Origin of the sequence: Paenibacillus caseinilyticus (assembly GCF_027533645.1) — a bacterium.
Taxonomy (GTDB): domain Bacteria; phylum Bacillota; class Bacilli; order Paenibacillales; family NBRC-103111; genus Paenibacillus_G; species Paenibacillus_G caseinilyticus.
Genome location: NZ_JAQAGY010000001.1, coordinates 77,870 through 97,018 on the forward strand (window position 1 = coordinate 77,870; position 19,149 = coordinate 97,018).

17 protein-coding genes are annotated in these 19,149 nt (G+C 52.4%); 3 read left to right on the plus strand and 14 right to left on the minus strand.

Annotated features, from left to right (window positions below):
* Positions 1 to 82: 82 nt before the first annotated feature.
* From O9H32_RS00340 to O9H32_RS00355, 4 genes are all read right to left on the minus strand, one after another.
* Positions 83 to 1,573, minus strand: coding sequence for a glycoside hydrolase family 32 protein (locus O9H32_RS00340; RefSeq protein ID WP_269863722.1), 1,491 nt, complete (start codon positions 1,571 to 1,573; stop codon positions 83 to 85).
* Positions 1,574 to 1,592: 19 nt separating this feature from the next.
* Entirely contained in the window at positions 1,593 to 3,185 is a 1,593-nt protein-coding gene (locus O9H32_RS00345; RefSeq protein ID WP_269863723.1) for an ABC transporter substrate-binding protein, read from the minus strand.
* Positions 3,186 to 3,257: 72 nt separating this feature from the next.
* On the minus strand, positions 3,258 to 4,139 hold the full coding sequence (locus O9H32_RS00350; RefSeq protein ID WP_269863724.1) for a carbohydrate ABC transporter permease: 882 nt from the start codon (positions 4,137 to 4,139) through the stop codon (positions 3,258 to 3,260).
* 28 nt (positions 4,140 to 4,167) lie between these two features.
* The gene (locus tag O9H32_RS00355; protein WP_406627242.1) at positions 4,168 to 5,091 is read right to left on the minus strand and encodes an ABC transporter permease; all 924 of its coding nucleotides are present in this window, start codon (positions 5,089 to 5,091) and stop codon (positions 4,168 to 4,170) included.
* Between the two features lie 556 nt (positions 5,092 to 5,647).
* Between O9H32_RS00355 and O9H32_RS00360 the strand changes: the two genes are divergently transcribed.
* The gene (locus O9H32_RS00360) at positions 5,648 to 6,691 is read left to right on the plus strand and encodes a LacI family DNA-binding transcriptional regulator (protein ID WP_269863726.1); all 1,044 of its coding nucleotides are present in this window, start codon (positions 5,648 to 5,650) and stop codon (positions 6,689 to 6,691) included.
* 171 nt (positions 6,692 to 6,862) lie between these two features.
* On the opposite strand, the gene O9H32_RS00365 is transcribed toward O9H32_RS00360, so the two are convergent.
* From O9H32_RS00365 to O9H32_RS00385, 5 genes are all read right to left on the minus strand, one after another.
* A complete protein-coding gene (locus O9H32_RS00365; RefSeq protein ID WP_269863727.1) occupies positions 6,863 to 7,873 on the minus strand; it encodes a LacI family DNA-binding transcriptional regulator in 1,011 nt (336 codons plus the stop codon).
* Between the two features lie 193 nt (positions 7,874 to 8,066).
* Positions 8,067 to 9,038: an ABC transporter permease subunit gene (locus O9H32_RS00370; protein ID WP_269863728.1), complete on the minus strand. Its 972-nt coding sequence runs from the start codon at positions 9,036 to 9,038 to the stop codon at positions 8,067 to 8,069.
* Complete coding sequence (locus O9H32_RS00375) at positions 9,035 to 10,603, minus strand: sugar ABC transporter ATP-binding protein (protein ID WP_269863729.1); 1,569 nt, start codon at positions 10,601 to 10,603, stop codon at positions 9,035 to 9,037. Before O9H32_RS00375 ends, O9H32_RS00370 begins: the two co-directional genes overlap by 4 nt.
* A gap of 108 nt (positions 10,604 to 10,711) precedes the next feature.
* The gene (locus O9H32_RS00380; protein ID WP_269863730.1) at positions 10,712 to 11,686 is read right to left on the minus strand and encodes an ABC transporter substrate-binding protein; all 975 of its coding nucleotides are present in this window, start codon (positions 11,684 to 11,686) and stop codon (positions 10,712 to 10,714) included.
* An 872-nt stretch (positions 11,687 to 12,558) separates the two neighbouring features.
* Positions 12,559 to 12,870: a putative quinol monooxygenase gene (locus O9H32_RS00385; RefSeq protein ID WP_269863731.1), complete on the minus strand. Its 312-nt coding sequence runs from the start codon at positions 12,868 to 12,870 to the stop codon at positions 12,559 to 12,561.
* 326 nt (positions 12,871 to 13,196) lie between these two features.
* Between O9H32_RS00385 and O9H32_RS00390 the strand changes: the two genes are divergently transcribed.
* Both O9H32_RS00390 and O9H32_RS00395 read left to right on the plus strand, forming a co-directional pair.
* Complete coding sequence (locus tag O9H32_RS00390; protein WP_269863732.1) at positions 13,197 to 14,057, plus strand: helix-turn-helix domain-containing protein; 861 nt, start codon at positions 13,197 to 13,199, stop codon at positions 14,055 to 14,057.
* A 179-nt stretch (positions 14,058 to 14,236) separates the two neighbouring features.
* On the plus strand, positions 14,237 to 15,088 hold the full coding sequence (locus O9H32_RS00395; RefSeq protein ID WP_269863733.1) for an oxidoreductase: 852 nt from the start codon (positions 14,237 to 14,239) through the stop codon (positions 15,086 to 15,088).
* A gap of 111 nt (positions 15,089 to 15,199) precedes the next feature.
* Here O9H32_RS00395 and O9H32_RS00400 read toward each other — a convergent pair whose 3' ends face one another.
* The 5 genes from O9H32_RS00400 to O9H32_RS00420 form a co-directional block, all read right to left on the minus strand.
* Positions 15,200 to 15,433: a GNAT family N-acetyltransferase gene (locus O9H32_RS00400; protein WP_269863734.1), complete on the minus strand. Its 234-nt coding sequence runs from the start codon at positions 15,431 to 15,433 to the stop codon at positions 15,200 to 15,202.
* Between the two features lie 23 nt (positions 15,434 to 15,456).
* The gene (locus O9H32_RS00405) at positions 15,457 to 16,020 is read right to left on the minus strand and encodes a hypothetical protein (protein WP_269863735.1); all 564 of its coding nucleotides are present in this window, start codon (positions 16,018 to 16,020) and stop codon (positions 15,457 to 15,459) included.
* On the minus strand, positions 15,981 to 16,469 hold the full coding sequence (locus O9H32_RS00410) for a S1 domain-containing protein (RefSeq protein WP_269863736.1): 489 nt from the start codon (positions 16,467 to 16,469) through the stop codon (positions 15,981 to 15,983). Before O9H32_RS00410 ends, O9H32_RS00405 begins: the two co-directional genes overlap by 40 nt.
* A gap of 911 nt (positions 16,470 to 17,380) precedes the next feature.
* Positions 17,381 to 18,175, minus strand: a complete 795-nt coding sequence (locus O9H32_RS00415) for a class I SAM-dependent methyltransferase (protein ID WP_269863737.1) — start codon at positions 18,173 to 18,175, stop codon at positions 17,381 to 17,383.
* 92 nt (positions 18,176 to 18,267) lie between these two features.
* A complete protein-coding gene (locus O9H32_RS00420; protein ID WP_269863738.1) occupies positions 18,268 to 19,113 on the minus strand; it encodes an AraC family transcriptional regulator in 846 nt (281 codons plus the stop codon).
* Positions 19,114 to 19,149 lie beyond the last annotated feature (36 nt).

A 19,149-nucleotide genomic window follows, 5' to 3' on the forward strand; every position in this document is an offset into this window, starting at 1 on the left:
CCAACTAATGAAGCCAGGGTACGATGGCCCCTGGCTTCTTTGATCGCTGCCGTAACTTACGCTGCGCTTGGCGCTTTCCCTGTTATACGGTTACGGCCGAGTAGATCGACTTCAACTCGTAGTGTCTAAGGGAAACCAGCTTGGCTTCGCCGCCCAGGACATACAGCTCCAGACCGGTACTGGATGGGTCCGGGAAAATTTGATCGGTCATCACGATCTCGCCGTCGCCCGCGAAGACTTCGACCGAAGCATGATCGACGAACAAGCGCAGCTTCAGCTTGCCGTCTTGGGTCTCCAATGGAGCCTCATGCCTGCAGCCGAATGCCGGATGGAATCCGGTTTCGCCCGAGCGGCTGCGGTCTATGAACAACGTCCGCGCTGCGGCGTTATATCCAACGACCGTCTCCTCCCGCTCCGACTGCCGAAGCTTCAACCCCAGCTCGATTGCGCCGCATAGATCGAACTCGCATTCGATCTCATACGTCGCGCTGTTCAGGCCCGCTAACAAATTCACACCCGGCGTCACCGTTATGTCCTCCCACTGCGTCCCTTCCACGCGCAGCTTCTGAAGCTCGGTCACCGGCTCCTGCACCAGCCGGACTCCGAATAACACGGTCTTCAGGGACAGCACCCGCGGAAGCGTCATGGCGCTTCTCCAGCTGCTCGTTGGCGTAAGATTGGCATATTTCCAGTTGCTCATCCACCCGATGAAGAGCCGGCCTCCATCCTCTCGGTTCGTATCCGACCAGGTTACCCCCGCATAATTGTCCCTTCCGTGGTCAAGCCACAGTACCGTGTCCGGCGAAGCGTCATTCGTGAACTGCCTGCCGTCAAAGCTGCCGACAAAATACTGGGTCCGGGACCCTTCCGGGCACTCGGGATGATCCCCGATACTGACGATCAGCACCCACTTGGTGAGTCCAGCCTGCCCGTCTACCGGCAGCTCCATAAGATCGGGGCATTCCCATACGCCGTCGTGCGAGCCTTCGGCCGCCCCGAACTCGCTCGCAAATGCCCATTCTTTCAGATCGGGAGAGGTGTAGAACTGCACACGGTCTCCCGCAGCCAGCACCATAACCCACGTCCGGCCGGGACCGTACCAGAACACCTTGGGATCGCGGAAATCGGTGATCTGCTCCTGGACGAGCACCGGATTCCCCTCATACATCGTCCAGGTTCTTCCCCTATCGAGGGAGTAGGCCAAGCTTTGACGCTGTCTCGGTCGGTCCGTATCCGGATACTGATCCGCATGAGTGAAGACCGCTACCAGGCCCGGCCTGCCGGAGAAGAAGCCGCTGCTGTCCTCCCAGTCCACGACGGCGCTGCCCGAGAAGATCAGACCATGCCGGTCCGGCTTCAACGCAACCGGCAGATGCTCCCAGTGGGTCAAGTCCGTACTTACGGCATGCCCCCAGTGCATCGGCCCCCAGGTGGTACCGTTCGGATGATGCTGGTAGAACAGATGGTACTCCCCGTCATAATACACCATCCCGTTCGGGTCATTCAGCCAGTTGGCAGGCGGTGTGAAGTGAAACTGCGAGCGGTATGTTTCCTGGTATAGTGTGGTATTCATTGCATCTCTCTCCCTCTGTTTATTTCGTCACGCTGCGGTCATACCCCGCCTGCTTGATTGTGAGCCAATCCTGCAAGCCGAGCCGGTCGAGTTCTTTCAGGTAGGCACCCCATTGCTCTTCCACTTTGCCGTTCTCGATCCACTCCGTACGCATGCGGAGCACATAGGCGAACAGGTCGGTTTCGATGGTTGAGATCCGGTCCAGCTCCTCGAGCGAGAAGAACACCTTGGGGTATATATTCTTCGCTTTCATGTCCGGCACCATGACCTTCTTCATCAGGTCCAGCCTCCAGGCGGCGTCGTCCGGCTTGGTCGTCACCTTGCCATAATAGCTGTCGAGGATCGCAAGCGGTCCGGCGACCGAAGTCTTCTGCCGCAATTCCACCGGAGCCATACCATTCAGCGGCAGGTGCTTCAGCATCTTTTTCGATTCATCGAGCTGGAAGATGTTCTGCTGGGCTGTATCCCCGTAAGTGCCCCAGTTGTTCTGCACGGACTGGAGCGGATCGTACAGCTGATCCATCCACTTGGCGGTGGCCTCCAGGTTCTTGTTCTCCCGGGTGACCACCATTCTCCCGCGGTCGAAGCCCATTCCATTCGTCCGGGTGACGTTCTTCTCGCCGGACGGACCCTTGAGGGCCGGCATTAAGTCGTACTTGTCATTCGCGCCGGTAATATTCGCTTTGTCCCAAGTGAAATAGAGGCCGTACCGTTCCTCTTTCCCCTTGGCCAGATACGTATTCCAGTCCTGTGTGAAGGCTTCGATGTCGATCAGTCCCTCCCGGTACAATTCATGAAGGAACTTAACCCCTTCCTTGAAGCCGTTATCCGAAGAGGTGAACAGAACTTTGCCATCATCGCTGACCACCGTGTGGTCCCAGTTCTCCCCGAGACCGAAGGAGCCGAATAAGAAAGCGAGATCCTCGCCGCCGGTTTTGTTAATGAAGGATAGCGGAATCTCATCCGCTTTGCCGTTGCCGTTCGGGTCTTTCGTCTTGAAGGCGATGAGTACCTGCTTCAATTCCTCCGTAGTCTTCGGCATCTCGAGGCCCAGCTTCTTCAGCCACTCCACATTAATCCAAGGAAAGTCATCGACGGAGTGGATGCTCTCCTTCCCTGCCCCGAGCTCCTCAATCCACGGGAGGGAATACACGTGGCCGTCCGGCGCGGTAATCATCGCTTTGTACTGTGGAGCCTGCTCAAGGACTTTCTTGAAGTTCGGCATCTTCTCTACCATGTCGTCCAGCGGGATAATCGTCCCGTCTTTGGCGAGGCGCAGCAGGTCGTAGTCCCCGAGGCCCGCGTCGAAGATCGCGTCCGGCAGATCGCCGGTGGCCAGAGCCAGGTTTCTCTTCTCCGTGAACGTTTCGCTGGTGTAGTTCTTCCACTCGATGTGAATCCCCGTCTTCTGCTCCATCCGCTGGAAGATCAGCTTCTGATTGGGATCCGCCGGAGCCAGCGGGGAGCTCTGGGTCATGAATTTCAGCGTACTGGCAGATGTGCTGCCCGTGCCTGCCGGGTCCGAAGTCCCGGAGTCCTTGTCGCTGCTGCAGCCGGTTACGGCCAGCGCGGATGCTAATGTGATCATTGCTGCCTTGTTGCAGTATTTCATATGTAACCCTCCCTGTAGTCGAACCGTAATCCCCATACCTGCTTCGTCCCGATGCTTGCTCTCTTCCCGGCCTTACTTTAAGGAACCGACCATAACCCCTTTCTCGAAGTATTTCTGGAAGAAGGGATACATGATCAGAAGCGGAAGGCTGGAGATCACAATCGCCGCGTACTTGATGATTTCGGATAAGCGCTTCATCTCCGCCATCGCCAGCTGATCCCCGATCATGCCGGGTGCCACTTGATTCTGGATCAGGATGGACCGCAGCACGAGCTGCAGCGGATACAGCTTCGGGCTCTCGATATAGATCATCGCGTCAAAGTACGAGTTCCATTGACCGACGAAGGCGTACAAGGCCAACACGAACATAATCGGCTTGGAAAGCGGAAGGATGATCCGGAAGAAGAGGAGCAGGTCGGAAGCCCCGTCCACCTTGGCCGCTTCATTCAGCTCTTTGGGAATGCCCTTGAAGAACGTCCTCGCCAGGATAATGTTCCATACATTGACAGCCCCCGGAATAATGACGGCCCATACGGTGTCAAGCATCCCCAGACTCTTCACGACGAGGTACGTAGGAATCAGCCCGCCGCCGAAGAACATGGTAATGATGAACAGGGTCATAAAGAAGCGATGGCCGGCGAAGCCGTCCACGGACAGCGGATAACCCGCAAATACGGAGACCGCTACCGTAACGACCGCAAAAGCGGCTGAGTAAAAAACGGCGTTCACAAACCCTCGGATCATGGCTTCATTGGTCAGGATCCGCTTGTAGCCTTCGATGCTCCAATCCGCAGCCTGAAACGATATGCCCTTGTTCAGCAGGGCTGTCGGTTCCATGAAGGAAGCGAATACAACATAGAGCAGCGGCACAAGCACGACCAGTACAGCACATCCCAGGAACAGATTGCTGGCCCACACGATCAGCCGGTCGTTCATAGACTGCTTGATGTTCATAGAGCGTTACTCCTTTCTTCCGGAGGGATTAATACAAGCCATCCCCTTCGTTCAACTTCTTCACGATATAGTTCACTAGGACGAGCAGGATGACGTTGATCGCCGAATTGAAGAGTCCGACTGCCGATGAATAAGCGTAGTTCCCCGACTGCAGGCCCACCTTGTAGACATAGGTAGGAAGAATCTCTGAGGTCGGCAGGTTCAATGCCGTCTGCATAAGGAAGGCCTTCTCGAACCCGATGGCCATCATCCCGCCGGCGCCCAGGATGAACACGATGGCCATGACCGGTTTGATCGTCGGCAGATCGATATGCCGGATTCGCTGCAGAAGATTCGCCCCGTCGAGGGTGGCAGCGTTATGCAGCTCCGGGTCCACATTCGCCAAGGCGGCCACATAAATAATCGATGCCCAGCCCGCTCCCTGCCAGATGCCCGATAGGATATAGACGGTCCGGAAGTAATCGGGGTCCGACATGAACTTGACCGGCGTGCCGGTGATCGAAGTGACGATGCTGTTGATCGGCCCGACAGGCGAGAAGAAAATGAACAGCATCCCTACGATGACGACGACGGAGATAAAATTCGGAGCGTATAAGACCAGCTGGATGTTCTTCTTCACCCCCGCCCTGCGCAGCTGATTCAGCATCAGCGCCAGCAGGACAGGCACGGGGAAGCCCAATAAGAGACCGTAGAAGCTCAGTTTGAGCGTGTTCATGAAGATTACCTCAAAGTTCGGTGCGGTCAAGAACTTCATGAAGTGCTTCAGTCCCACCCACTCGCTGCCCCAAATGCCCTTGCCGGGATTATAATCCTTAAAAGCGATAAGGGCTCCGTACATCGGGACATACTTGAAGATGATCGTAAGGATCACAGCCGGGGCCATCAGCAGATACAGGAAAGGATTCTTCCTGATGTAGTCCAGCCTGCTCTTTCGAAGGCGGCTCCCTTGCATTTGCACGTTCTTATTCCACCTCACCGTTTCTTCCATGACGTTCCTCCTGCCTGCAAAATGAATTTCGTTTTTGCACATTTGACCAAATCATTTTCACACAAAACTATCCTATCCCCCTGAAAAAATGCTCACACCCGTCATTTTCCAAGCGCTTACACTTCTAATTTACATGGTCGGCTGGACGTAGTCAATCATTATTTTTACATTTAAGTATTCATATGCATATTTTAAGTTTACAAATAACACCTAGATACAGTTAAAAATGATTCGCATGGTCCTATAACAACGCTATGCTCTTGCTATATTCGCTTCTACTTTGTCCTTTATTCCCATTTCCGCCCCCACCGATTTGGTCATTCCAGCGGGACCACGTCCAAACCCTATGTTAACAAATATCAATTGTGCATTTGTTTATTAAATCACAGAAAATCCCGATCCCCCCTTCCCCCTTTACATATGCATATTCGATTGTTCATTTGTAACTCATCCATATTGATAATTCGGGTCAATTAGTATACAGTAAATATAATTTACCGTCCGTAGAGGAGTATTACTTATGAACAAAGAAAAAATCACCATTCAACATATAGCGGACTCGCTGGGCTTATCCCGAAACACCGTCTCCAAAGCGCTGAACGGCGGCGAGACCATCCCCGCCGAGACCCGGAGCAGAGTGATCAAGCGCGCGATCGAGCTCAAATACAAGCAGTTCGCTCTGATGGAGCCCGAAGCGGCGGCATCCAAGCCCCCCGGCAACATCGCGCTCTTCACCGCCAACATGCCGAATAGCACCCACTTTGGCACTTCGCTGATCAGCGGTATGGAGAAGATGATCAGCGCGGAGGGGTTTAATTTATCCATCCATATCGTCCGGGAAACCGAGCTGGAAGCGCTGATGCTTCCTGTGAATTTTGACAGAACGAAAGTCGACGGCATCGTATGTATCGAGCTGTTCGACAAGCCATATACCGAGTTTATTAACACTCTGCAGATTCCGACCATCTGTATCGATTCGCCTTCCGACCTCTCCTATCCGGATATCGCAGCCGATGTGCTCTTGATGGAGAATGAACACAGCATCTGCCGGCTGACCCAAGCCTTGATCGACAGCGGCCACCGGAGTCTCGGGTTTGTCGGCGACATCCACCACTGCAGGAGCTTTCATGAACGTTGGACCGGATTCACCAAGGCCCTGGCCGGAGCCGGATTGCAGCTTGACCCTTCGCTTTCGATCACTGATGCCGACCGTCTGATCTCGAACCTCTCCTGGCTCGAAGAGAGACTTAACGCGCTGCATTCCCTTCCATCCGTCTTTGTCTGTGCGAATGACTTTATCGCGATTAATCTCATGCGGATCCTCAAGCACAAGCAGATGCGGATTCCCGAGGATATCTCGGTCACGGGCTTTGACGATTCGCCCGAAGCGCAGATCGTGGAGCCCCAGCTGACTACCGTCCATATTTATCGGGACGACATGGGCATCCAAGCCGCCGAGATGCTGCTATCCCGTATCCGAAGTCCGCACAAGCCTCCCCAGGTCACCCATGTTCAGACCAAGCCGGTGTTCCGGGGCTCTACGGGAGACCTCCCCCCCCAGTAACAGGTCCGGCGAATATTTTCCGGGAAATGAAAGATAAACGCGCATCGCCCTTAAAGGACGATGCGCGTTTATAAGATAGATAAGATGACAGGATCGAGCCCTGGCGAGATATAAATTCTTGGATATTAAGCAAGATACCTCCCCAAGTTCTGGAGAGGTGTCCGTAGATCACTATATAGAGCCTCTTAAGATCAGCTCGCTGGGCAGCTGATATTCCTCCGATTTCTTCTTCGGCGAAGAGATCCGCTGCAGCAGCAGCTCGGCTGCTTGTTCTCCGATCTTGAAGGTTGGCTGCCTGATCACCGTCAATGACGGGGTCATGACTTCCGTCCACTCATAATCGTCATAACAAAGAATGCCGAATTCCTGCGGAATTCGAACTTCACGTTCTCTTAGATAACTGGTCGCTCCCAAGCCTAATGTATTGTTGGCGGCGAACAGAGCCGTAATATGCTGCTGCTCGAACAGCTCCGCCGTCAGCTGATAGCCCGCTTTCCAAGCGGTGTCGAGCGATTTTCTTATATAATCCTCTTGGAACGGCAGCCCGTGATCCAGAAGCGCCTGCCGATAGGCTTCGAACCGCGAGCGGGTCGACGAGATCTCGAGCCCCCCCGATACAAAACCAATCCGCTTGTGCCCCTGGTCTATTAGCAGCTTCATCCCCGCATAGCTGCTGCTGAAGCCGTCGACGACAACGCAATCCCCCTCCCTTTCAAAGCAGGAAGGCTTCCGGTCAATATACACGACGGGATATCCGCCGAACGGGGTTTCGTCCTGTCCGCAGCCTAGTCCGCTGGTAGGCGCGATGATGAGTCCCTCGATATGCTGGGAGTTGAACACTTTGATCCGTTCCATTTCCTCTTCGGCATTCTCCATCGAATTGCTTAATAACAGATGATAACCGTGTTTCTTCAGAACGCTTTCGATGCCACTGGCAATCGACATGAAGTATTGTTGGGTGGAATCGTTATTTTTAATCGGTACAATGAGTCCGATAATATTCGATCTCTGGCGGCGTAAGGAGCGTGCTGCGGGATTGGGCAGATAGTTTAATTCCTGCATGGCATCGGTTACTTTTTTCTTCACTTCATTGGAGACGTATCTCGTGTTATTAATGACGTGGGACACGGTTGCCGTAGAAACACCGGCAAGACTGGCGACATCTTTTATTTTAGCGACCATAGGCCTACCTCTCGCTCATCCATCATTGCAGATATCATATAGGTTATCCTCTAATAATAACTTCACCTCCCCTAATCTTCAAGGCACCACCCCATGAAAAAAAGGCACTAGATCCGCTCTAATGCCGTCTTATGATCTCCATGGCCGCCAGCCTGCTGCCGCATATCCGGACAGGCACGCGTCCTGGACTCTTTTAATTACGCAGTTTATCGAGCAGTACAGCTACTACAATAACCAATCCCTTCACGATGAGCTGCCAGTAGTAATCGACATCCAGCAGCGTCAAGCCATTGCCGAGCACGGCCATAATCAATACGCCGACAATCGTCCCCTGAATGCGTCCTACCCCGCCGACGAAGCTGGTGCCGCCCAGGATAACGGCTGCAATCGCATCGAGCTCGAAGCTGATCCCCGCGTTAGGCTGTCCGGAGATGACCCGGCCGGCCATGACCACGCCTGCAATCCCCGCCATCAGACCGCTGATGGAATAGACATGGATGAGCGTGCGCTCCACCTTGATCCCCGTTAACCGGGCAGCCTCCTCATTGCCTCCGATCGCATACACGTGGCGTCCGAACAGGGTATATTTCAGGACGAAGAACATCGCCACATAGACTGCTGCCATGATATAAATCGGAACCGGAATCCCGAGCAGCGATCCTGCACCGAAAAAGATAAAAAACTTATCCTGCAGTACGACAGGCAGGCCGCCGCTGATCACGAACGCAACGCCCCGAAGATAGGTCATGCTTCCAAGCGTGACGACGAAGGATGGCAGTTTGGCAACGGCTGTGAAATATCCGTTGATCGCACCGGCCACGTATCCGGCAGCAGCTCCCGTGAACATCGCGATGACAGCAGGCACCCCTGCATTGGACAGCATGACGGATATAACGCCCGCCAACGCCAACGCAGCTCCTACGGACAGGTCGATCCCTCCGGTTAAGATCACCATCGTCATGCCGGCAGCCAGAATCGCCGTGATGGAAGATTGTTTGAGAATGTTCAGGATATTGTTCGTCTCTGTAAAATAGGGAGCGAATAAGGCCAGCACCACACATAACAGCACCAGGATGATCAGCATCCCGAGTTGATTCCATACAGGCAGTATTCTCTTCTTCAACGATATTGACGGATTCGCGGCACCTTGTATATTCGCACTCATTCTTTACTCTCCCCCGTGGCATAGTACATAATCTTCTCCTGCGTCGCTTCCTCGCGTGATAATTCCGCCCTTATCCGCCCTTCATGCATAACGAGAATCCGGTCACTCACGCCCAGAATCTCGGGCAATTCGGACGAAACCATGAGTACCGCGAGGCCCTTCCCGGCCAGCTCGCAGATGATTTTGTGAATTTCCGTTTTGGCTCCCACGTCCACTCCCCGTGTCGGCTCATCGAGGAGCAGAACCTTCGGCCCGATCGACAGCCACCTGGCAATCACGACCTTCTGCTGATTCCCCCCGCTCAGCCCCATCACGTTTTGGGCGGAAGTCGCCGTTTTTACCCCAAGCTCCCGAATGTACCGCTCCACTTCGGCATCCATATCCTTGTACCTGAGGATCTTCGCTTTGCGGTAACGGTGCATCTGATTCATGATGATGTTTTCCTTCACCGTAAGGTTGGGGAACAAGCCCTGCTCTTTCCTGCTCTCGGGTACATGGGCAATCCCCAGCTCAATTGCATCCTGAGGGGAGGCGATATGCACCTGCTCTCCGTCCAAGCGGATGTGGCCGCTTGTCATTTTGCTTACGCCAAAGATGGTCCGAAGCAGCTCCGTTCTTCCAGCGCCCACGAGTCCGGCTAAGCCTACGATCTCCCCCGGACGGATCTTCAGCGACACGTTCTTGACCAGGGAGCGGTCGGAGACGCCAATCAATTCGAGTACCGGTTTGCTGATCCCAAGTGGAAGAGCTGCTGCGTTCGGCACGGACTTTCTTTGAAACAAATCATTCAATTCCCGTCCCACCATTAACTTCACCAGGTGGTCCGGATTCGTTTCCCCTATCGGCAGGCTTGCAATATACTGCCCATCCCGCATCACGGTGCAGCGGTCCGATATGTGGAAGATCTCATCCATGCGATGGGAAATATACACGATCGCCACGCCTTTTTTCTTCAAATCTTCGATGATCACAAAGAGCTTATCGATTTCCTTATCCGTTAAGGAGGCTGTCGGCTCGTCCATAATCAGGATCTCCGAGTTAAAGGACAGCGCTCTGGCAATCTCCACGATCTGCTGCTGGGCGACACTCAAGGCGGACACTTTCATTCGGGGATTCAGAGGGGACCCGATCGATTGGAGCACGGCTTCGGCTTTCTCATGGATTTCATTCCACTTGATGAGACCGAATGCATTCTTCGGGAACTTCGTTCCCATGAATATGTTCTCGCCAATCGTCAGGTTCGGCGACAAGCTGATTTCCTGATGAATGACACTGATGCCCCTGTTCCTTGCTTCCTGCGGGTTATTCCAAGCTACCTCGGCATTCTTGTAGACCATCTTTCCGGAATTCGGCCGGTGTATGCCTGAGATGATCTTCATCAATGTCGATTTGCCCGCCCCGTTCTCCCCCATTAAGGCGTGCACTTCCCCTTTATACAGCGTCAGGTTGATCTGGCGAAGAACCTGGACCCCGGAGAAGGATTTACAGATATCCTTCATTTGCAGAATCGTTTGATGCGGCAGCTCTCCCTGCAGCTTCACTTCCGGCTCCCTTACGACGGACATATGGCCTCACTCCCGAATGTTTCGTATCTGGTGAATTATGCTGCTATACCGTATGCACCCGGTGCGGTATCCCTGAAGACACCACACCCGCATGCCGGCGCTTACCTCTTACCAACCCCGATATTGATCGACATTCTCCTGTGCGATCAGTTCCACGGGAATGAGCACTTTGGATTCGATGCTCTTGCCTTCCTTAAGCTGAAGCCCCAGCTCCACGGCCTTGATCACCATTTCGTTCGGGAATTGAGCGGAGGTTGCGGCAAAAGCTTTCTTTTCTTTGAGAGCCGTTACAGCGTCAGGCGCGCCATCCACACCTACGATGAAGAATTCGCTTCCCCGTCCGGCCTGCTCTGCGGCGATTTTGATCCCTACGCCTTCCGGGTCGTTAATGGCGAATACGGCATCGATCTTTTTGTTCGCCTGCAAAATATTCTCCATAACCGACAAGGCCTTCTCCCGGTTGCCTTCGCCATTCTGCTTCGAGAGGACCTTGATCTCGGGATACTTCTTCATCACCTCTTCGAAGCCTCTGATACGGTCCGTTACCGCCGAGACGGGAGGACCATCCATAATGACGATATTGCCCTTACCGTTCAGGCGCTTCGCCAAGTATTCGCCCGCCAGGGTACCGGCCATGACGTTGTCGGACATCACGACGGAGTTAATGCCGCCTTCCGCGAAGCCATCCACGGCGATGACAGGAATATTGGCCGCTTTCGCCTGGGCTACAGCTGCAGCAATGCCTTTGGAATCAAAGGGGCTCAGCAGGATGAGGTCCACCTTCTTCGTGATGAAATCCTCAATCTGGGCGGTCTGCTTCGCGAGATCCTGATCGGCACTCACGGTGATCACTTCCGCGTTGAACTTGGAAGCCGCTTCTTGGGCTCCCTTCGACATCGCAACGAAGAACGGATTGCTTAATGTGGGGACCGTCAAACCGATGCGCAGCTTCTTGGCAGCCGAGGCCGGCTGGGCATCGGATTTTGCACCGCCCGCAGGGTTGGCGCCGGAAGAGCAGGCCGACAGGATGATGAACAACATAAAGGCCATGATCATTGCGATAGGTTTAGCCGTACGTTTCATTTGGTTTCCTCCCATAGCTTCTACTATTTTTGTACTGTTTTTGCTATTGACCACCATTTTTTGAAGATTCCCTATAGCCGCTCGTTGACCACCTCCCTTCCTGGATTCGTTGGTCAGATGCCAGTTAATCGATTACGTAAGGGCTGTAAGGTGAGATCGGATGGCTCAGCCTCATGCCATACGCACCTTGGTTAATCGATTACGTAACGAGTAGGATCCGACAATCGCTCACGATTCCTGCCCTCTCCTGTTAGTTAATCGATTACGTTGACACCCGCCCGAAATGTAATCGCATTCAAATTTCGATGCTTGAATTATATGTCCTAATATTTGGTTATGTCAATCCTTATTTTTGGAATCTTGCGCCAGAACCATTCATAGTGACATCTGGCAGTTGTTTTACTGTAATGACTTCGTCGCCATAACGAGGCTGAAGCTGCTGCCAACATGGCGGAGCGCCCCCCCCCCCCAACTATACGGGGGCGATCACCTCCAATCCCACAACTATAGGGCGGATATAGATGGATTAACCGGCCCTAGCCGATCATCCCTTGCTCTCAGGATAAACGGCTTCGCCGTCCTTTAGGGACGATGCGCGTTTATAGAAATCCGGCCGTGGAACAGCAGCTGGTCGGCTGCTCCGCGTTGATCCTCCACGCTGTGCCGAACCTTTGCTCTAGGATTTGAACAAAACCAGCCGCGGCCCGGTCATGAACCGAACTACGGCTGGTTTTGTTGTAAAGAGGCTTTGGAGCCCCCCTGTATCATGACTCAATGACTACCCTCTCCTCCGGGAAGCACATTGCTGCTGCATTGCTCCCCGGATCGCCCGCAGGTCATCGGGTGCCTGTATTCCATGCCCTTCTTGCGGCTTATGCCAATGAGAAGCCCTTGCCGCCGACTGGCCGCAGTTTTGCTCCATCAACGCCGGCAATATACGGCATCGCCTGCGCGATCGCCGCTCGGGTCTCCGCTTGGGCGAGAACTTCGGCATGGGCCTCCGGGCTCGTCCAGATCTCCGTTACCCATATCGTATCCGGGTTCGTTTCCGAGATATGGATGATATAGGATTCACAAGCTTGGTTAGCTTGAGCGGAAGCTGCAGCTTCCAGCAGCAATCCTGCCAAGGTTTCTCCTTCGCCTGCCTTGGCCGTGAATTTCGCAACCATCGAAAATTTCTGCATTTTGTGTACCCTCCTATGACATTTCATATCTTCTTTATGATAAGTCACGTTTACAATGGTGTATTGTAAAAGTGCGACACGATAAGTCTGTAAATGGGGTATCCACAAATGGACAACCTGTCATATACTGGATTCATATTATTCTTTATAAGTTTATCATAGATCCGGGATGAGAATCGCAGCAGCTTCTTTTGTATGAACTACGGCGGCCGGGTCCTTGAGTCCCGCAATTCTGGTTTTATTTTTGGCCCGCTTTTGGAGAAATGTAATTCTTATACCTGGAGGTGCGGCAGGCGACCGCTCTTATGAAGATGAACACTCGAATCATGAAGGTACCTCAAGGCTTGGCTGCAACCCTGAAGAACCAGAGGCTGTTACAGCTAAAGGGATTGACCGTTATCGAATCCTGCAGCCTTTCCGCCGGTACGCAAGGAGCGATGTACCTGGAGGATCATCTGCTCTTGTTTGTGCTGCAGGGCAAGTACACGGTGCGCTACGGAGAGCAGGAATTTACGGTTCACAAACACGAAATGGTCCTGCTGCAAAAAGCGATCGTCGTACAGTATGAGAAGTGGGGCGAACCCCATCAGGATTATCTCCTCGAGTATATGATGTTCTTCCTCAAGGGTGATCTGCTTGCCGAATTCAGCAAGATGGCGAAGCATCCCCCCGGCCGGCCGGCGGCCCTGGTGCCGGTGACCGTCCAGCCGGTTACGGACCGCTTGACCGCCTACCTGGAATCGCTCAAGCCTCTATTCCATGAACGGTCCGGGGTTGAGGAAGAATTAATACGTTTGAAGCTGCTCGAATTACTCTTCGATGTGGCCCATGCGAAAGCAGACCTGATGGGCCAGATGCTCCAGCTGGGACGGCAGCTCCCATCGAACCTTTCGAGCGTGGTCGAAGAGAATTTGTTGAACCCGGTGTCGGTCGATGACCTTGCTTATTTGTCGGGGAGAAGCTTGTCCAGCTTCAAACGGGAGTTCCAGTCCGTATATAACGTACCTCCCTCCCGATGGATTCGCGAACGCAGATTGGAGAAGGCCAAAGAGCTGTTGACCTCTTCGTCCATGTCGGTGACAGACATTTGCTTTTCCACCGGCTTCGAGAATGCTGCGCACTTCTCCAAAGCATTCAAAAAGCACTTCGGCTGCTCCCCCTCTTTATTCCGGCAGCAGCTCAGCTGAACATGAAGAGCCTGTAAGGCAGCCTGAGTTCACTAGTGACGGACTTAGGCTGCCTCTTTTACTTTTTGAGCCAATATGACAACGAACCTGGGCCGTATGGCAAAGCATCCTCCCCATCGATCCGGTAATCTATACCTTGTCAGGTAATACCACACGATGAAGAAGGGACGACAACAAACATGAAACCGAAACAAAAGGTATGGATGATCACAGGTGCTTCCAGAGGCTTCGGCCTTGAAATTGCTCAAGCGGCATTGGAGGCAGGAGATCAAGTCGTCGCTGCCGTCCGCAGCAAGCCGGAGGAACTGGCTCACAAACTCCAAGACAACAAGAATCTGCTCGTGACTGTGCTGGATGTAACGGATGAGCGGCAGGCCGAGGATGCCGTTAAACAGGCAGTGGACCGATTTGGTGCCATTGATGTCCTCGTGAATAATGCGGGCTATGGTCTGCTCGCCGCGGTCGAGGAAGCCTCGGCCGAAGAAGTTAACCGCATTTTTGAGACCAATGTGTTCGGACTGCTGCACGTCACCCGCGCTGTTCTTCCGCAGATGCGCAAGCAGCGTTCCGGGCATGTGATCAATATTTCCTCGGTGGGCGGATTAACGGGGATCGCCGGCTGGGGCCTGTACGGTTCGACGAAGTTCGCAGTAGAAGGCCTTACGGAGGCGATGGCTTCAGAGCTGTCTCCGCTGGGAATCCATGCGACCGCGGTGGAACCGGGCTTCTTCCGCACGGAATTCCTGGACACCTCATCCCTAAGCCGCAGCAGTCACCAGATCGAGGATTATGCGGGAACCGTTGGCGAGATGCGCAGCTATGCAACGCAGGTGAACAAGAAACAGCCGGGAGACCCCCGCAAATTAGCGAAGGCCTTGATACAGCTGGCCGGCTCGGAGAACCCGCCCGTACACCTGCCGCTCGGCAAAGATACGCTTGACCTTTACCGGGCCAAGACCGCCGCGTTCGAAAGGGACATCGAAGCATGGTTCGATGTGATCGCCGGTACGGACCACGATGATGTAGGATGAGCCTCGAACCGGAGCGTCATCACGACGAAAGCGCAGGCAGCCTCGGACCTAACCGTCCATGCTGCCTGCGCTTTTATTTTCGCATATCACATTCATGCTCATTTCACTTCTTTATAACTCATCCCCATCCCACCATCTCTTCCGGACGCCCAGGATGAATCCTTTGATCTCCTGTCCTTCCTCCGCCACGATCCCTCTAAATCCGGGGGTGTTGATATAATCACTTACATACTGTTCCGCAGCTTCCGGGGTCCAACGATCATTCCACGGCTCTTGATTAAATACTTCGATAAATAACGCCGTGCATGCCTGTAAATCATCAGGAGAAAACAGTCGTGTTATCATGGTTCCACTCTTTCTATATGGTCTCATTTCTTGATCAGCTCTTCAGGCATGATCCAGAACTGCTTTGTATCTTTATTTAATGTTAAGTGGATTGTTCTTTGCTCACCTTGCTTCAATCTCCTATAGCTTGTGCCCATGCTATAGACACTTCTGCCCGGAATGAACTGCAATCCACTCACTTGCCTGTTTTTATGCACAACAAAATATTCGTTCACATCCAGTTCGCTTCCCTCATCAAGATGATAGGAAGTATGATTCCATTGGACGTTTTTGATCTTGATCTTCGTAGAGACTTGGTCATTCACTATGTTCTGTTCCCCCGTGCCTTCCACTGCCACTTCCACATCGGCTGGTACAGGTATAAAATCATAGATTTCCAATTCCTGGCTCGTCCGATCAAGTACCAGGAATTCATTCAATATGAAATAAGTCCCAAATATTCCACATAAAAAGAGTGCAAGCGATATTAGTAATTTCCTCTTACTCACCGAATGGACCTCCACTGCTCTTACTCCGATTCCTGGGGCGAAGCTGCCTGCTTCTTGAGTTACTTTCCGTTCACTTCCGGGTCTTTCATAACGATCCATAAGTTCGAATCATCAAATCCCGATATCTTCCCTTTGATCTTATTTCCCGGATAAATTTTATGTGCACCTGATACTCTTCTGCACTCCTCATAATCTGTGATACCATATCTGCCACCGCCAAGATCGATAATAATCCCCTGAGGGTATATGACTTCGATCTGTCCCTCTAATTCCATCCCCTCCTTCAACTTTCTCCTGGCTTCAATCCACTCATTCCTATACGGTTTATTTCCTAATTCCCAAAGTTCCTGAAATTCATTTTGTGGAATCAAAATACCATATTTAACGTCAATAGGTGCCTCTGACAAGCAAAAGTCAGGCCTGTTGGAAACTAACAAACTTTCCTTCTGCCCTACAATTTGTCGCATGGTTATACCTTCTGAATCAAGTTCAAAAAAGAAAGATTCTTCTCCTTCCTTCCATTCCTTTTTCAAGTACTTATATGTCATAATGGGCTTCAATCCTTTTGAATTTGGGCATTTTCATATAGCGTCGTTGTATTCACGAGTCGGTCGCTGAATCCGCTTCTTTAGAAGAGGTATCTTGCGGACGGAGGCCCGTTAGGGTTTACTCTCATGTCTAAGATCTCCTTCATTGTTGACAAGGACCGGTTCTATATCAAATGCTAACGGATCACAGAGCAGGTTAGTTCCAGCATAAAACTTGCAGTTTTTAACTACAACTGGCCCCATAAACCAAGCATCAAAAAAATCTACGAAGGCATTAAAACTACAATTGATTAATTGGACTTGGAAAGGGGCCTCATTGTGCCCACCACAATCAAAATAGAAAACTTCTTCAAATGTACAACTATTGATCGTAAACCCCTTTAAAAAGTATGTTCCATGGAAACTTATAGACCCAATAGAACAATTGTGAAAACAACTTCTTCACAAAATTGAATAATAGTAAAATCAAGTTTATGGATGGAACAATTCTCAAATACGACACCAACTCTTATACTTTATTGATGAGGAGCAGAGTTTCGATATTATTTCCGGGATTGAAAATATAATTTTAGCTGTTATGGTCATAGGATTATTCTCATTTTTATACCTGCGGAAGGGAAGAAAGGTATTGGTATTATCCTCATTACTTGTTCTGTTTCTTATAGTAAGCTTGGGAATTTCTAGTATGATCATTCGTCACGAACTAAGTCAAAAATATCACGGAAAACATCCAGTAATTACGATCTTCCCATCCCCCACATGGTTTCATTGGAATTACTTTGTAAGAATTGATAACACTACCTCATTTTCAGGTTCTGCTTCTTTCTATCAGATAATTGACGATTCACTTATAGTACACTAGGTTTTATATCTGCTAAAAATTCTAGTTCGGGACGGACCCCGAGGATTTTTCATCCCCCGGCCTTGCGGGCCACGGCCATCCACTCATCGATATGAATCCGGGAGATCGCGCCGTCCGGCTGCCGAACCAGCCCGATGTACTGCTGCAGCCGGGCGTCGGCCAACAGAATATGTTGGGTGACGGTATCCACCTGATCTTCACTGCGGGCCGTCCGTCTTACCCAGGTCGTATAATCGAAGGTTTTTTTGCGTGTCCGCGACGCCAGCCCGCTCATTCCTGCCTGCCGCATCCACTCTTCCCATTCCCCTATACGGTGGCAGCGCACATGACTCTCATCCCGCAGCAGCTCAAGCCGGTTCACGAAAGCGTCGAGGGCATCATCGTCCGGGACGACATTATCAATAAGAAGCAGCCGTCCGCCCGGCTTCAGGACCCTGGCTGCCTCACGTACGAACCGTTCGGGGCTCGGAAAGTGGTGCGCGGCAATCCGGCAGGTAACGGCATCGAACGTATCATCCAGAAAAGGGAGATCTTCCGCATCCGCTACCACATACTCGACGTTATCGTAGGATTCGCTAATGAACGTTCTGGCGGTCTCGAGCATGGGCCTCGTGAGATCGACGGCAATGACCGTCTTCACAAGAGGAGCCAGGGTCTTGGCTGTATGGCCGCCGCCCGTGGCGATGTCCAGCACCTTCCACTGCGGCTGCAGTTCCAGCCAATCCGCAAGCCGGCCGAGATCGTCGCCCTTCGCATGGGTGGTGCTCGTTACATAGCGGGAAGCGTTCCTTGTGAATTGGTCCCTGACCTGGTCTTTCTTCGTCTGATCGCTGTCCTGGTTCATTGCTGCTGCCTCCGTTCGTTCATATGCTTAACCAAGAGGATGGTTGGGGCGGCCCTCTTCCTGACCCGCAAGGGGTGGAGCTCTTCGCCGTTCTACCGCGGCTGCTTCCCCCTCCTGTAATATAACGGTGCGTGTCCCGTGACGGACTTGAACACCCGGCCAAAATGCGTAATGCTGCCGAAGCCTACTTTCGCGGCAATCAGATTCACCTTCATCGACGAACGCTCCAGAAGCTTCTTCGCTTCCTTGATCCGGACGCTGTTCACATATTCCACAAACGTAAATCCGGTGGCTTCTTTAAAAAAACGGCTCAAATAGTAAGGACTGACATAAAACCTCTCTGCAAGCAGATTCAGCGACAGCTCCTCTGTATAATGGCTGTTGATATATTGGACAATCTCCGAGATGCGCTCATGCATCGGGCTCGGCGATTCCAGCGGTTCCATCGAGTTCTGCCGGATCAGCCGGCAGCACAGAATGAGCAGCTGCAGAACCATCGTCCGGGCATACAGCTCAAAGCCGGGCTTCTGGTCCAGTACCTCCCGGATCATACTGTGCACCAGCCCCTCGATAGGCAGCCGGTCATGCAGGGAACAGCGGACGATAAGAAAATCGTTGTCGAACAGCGGCTGCAGAATGTCCGGATACGAACCATCCGCCGACCTCATATCCTGCGGATGCATATTCACAATGAACCGCTCATGCTTCGGCTTCTCGGTATTCGTCGTCCGGTGCAGGATATTCGGCGAGATGATGACCGCATCGCCTTCGCCAATCACCATGGTCCGGTCCTTAATGAAGAATTCCCGCTGCCCGGACATCAGATAGTAGACTTCGTATGTACTGTGAAAATGGCTTGCCGGCATATGATGGCTGGCAGCCCTGCGGTGGGATACGATGAACGTTCCCGCTGTGTTGTGGTAATGAAGATCCCCCAAACTGGCTCCCTTCCTCCTTCCATTCTCCCTTTGATT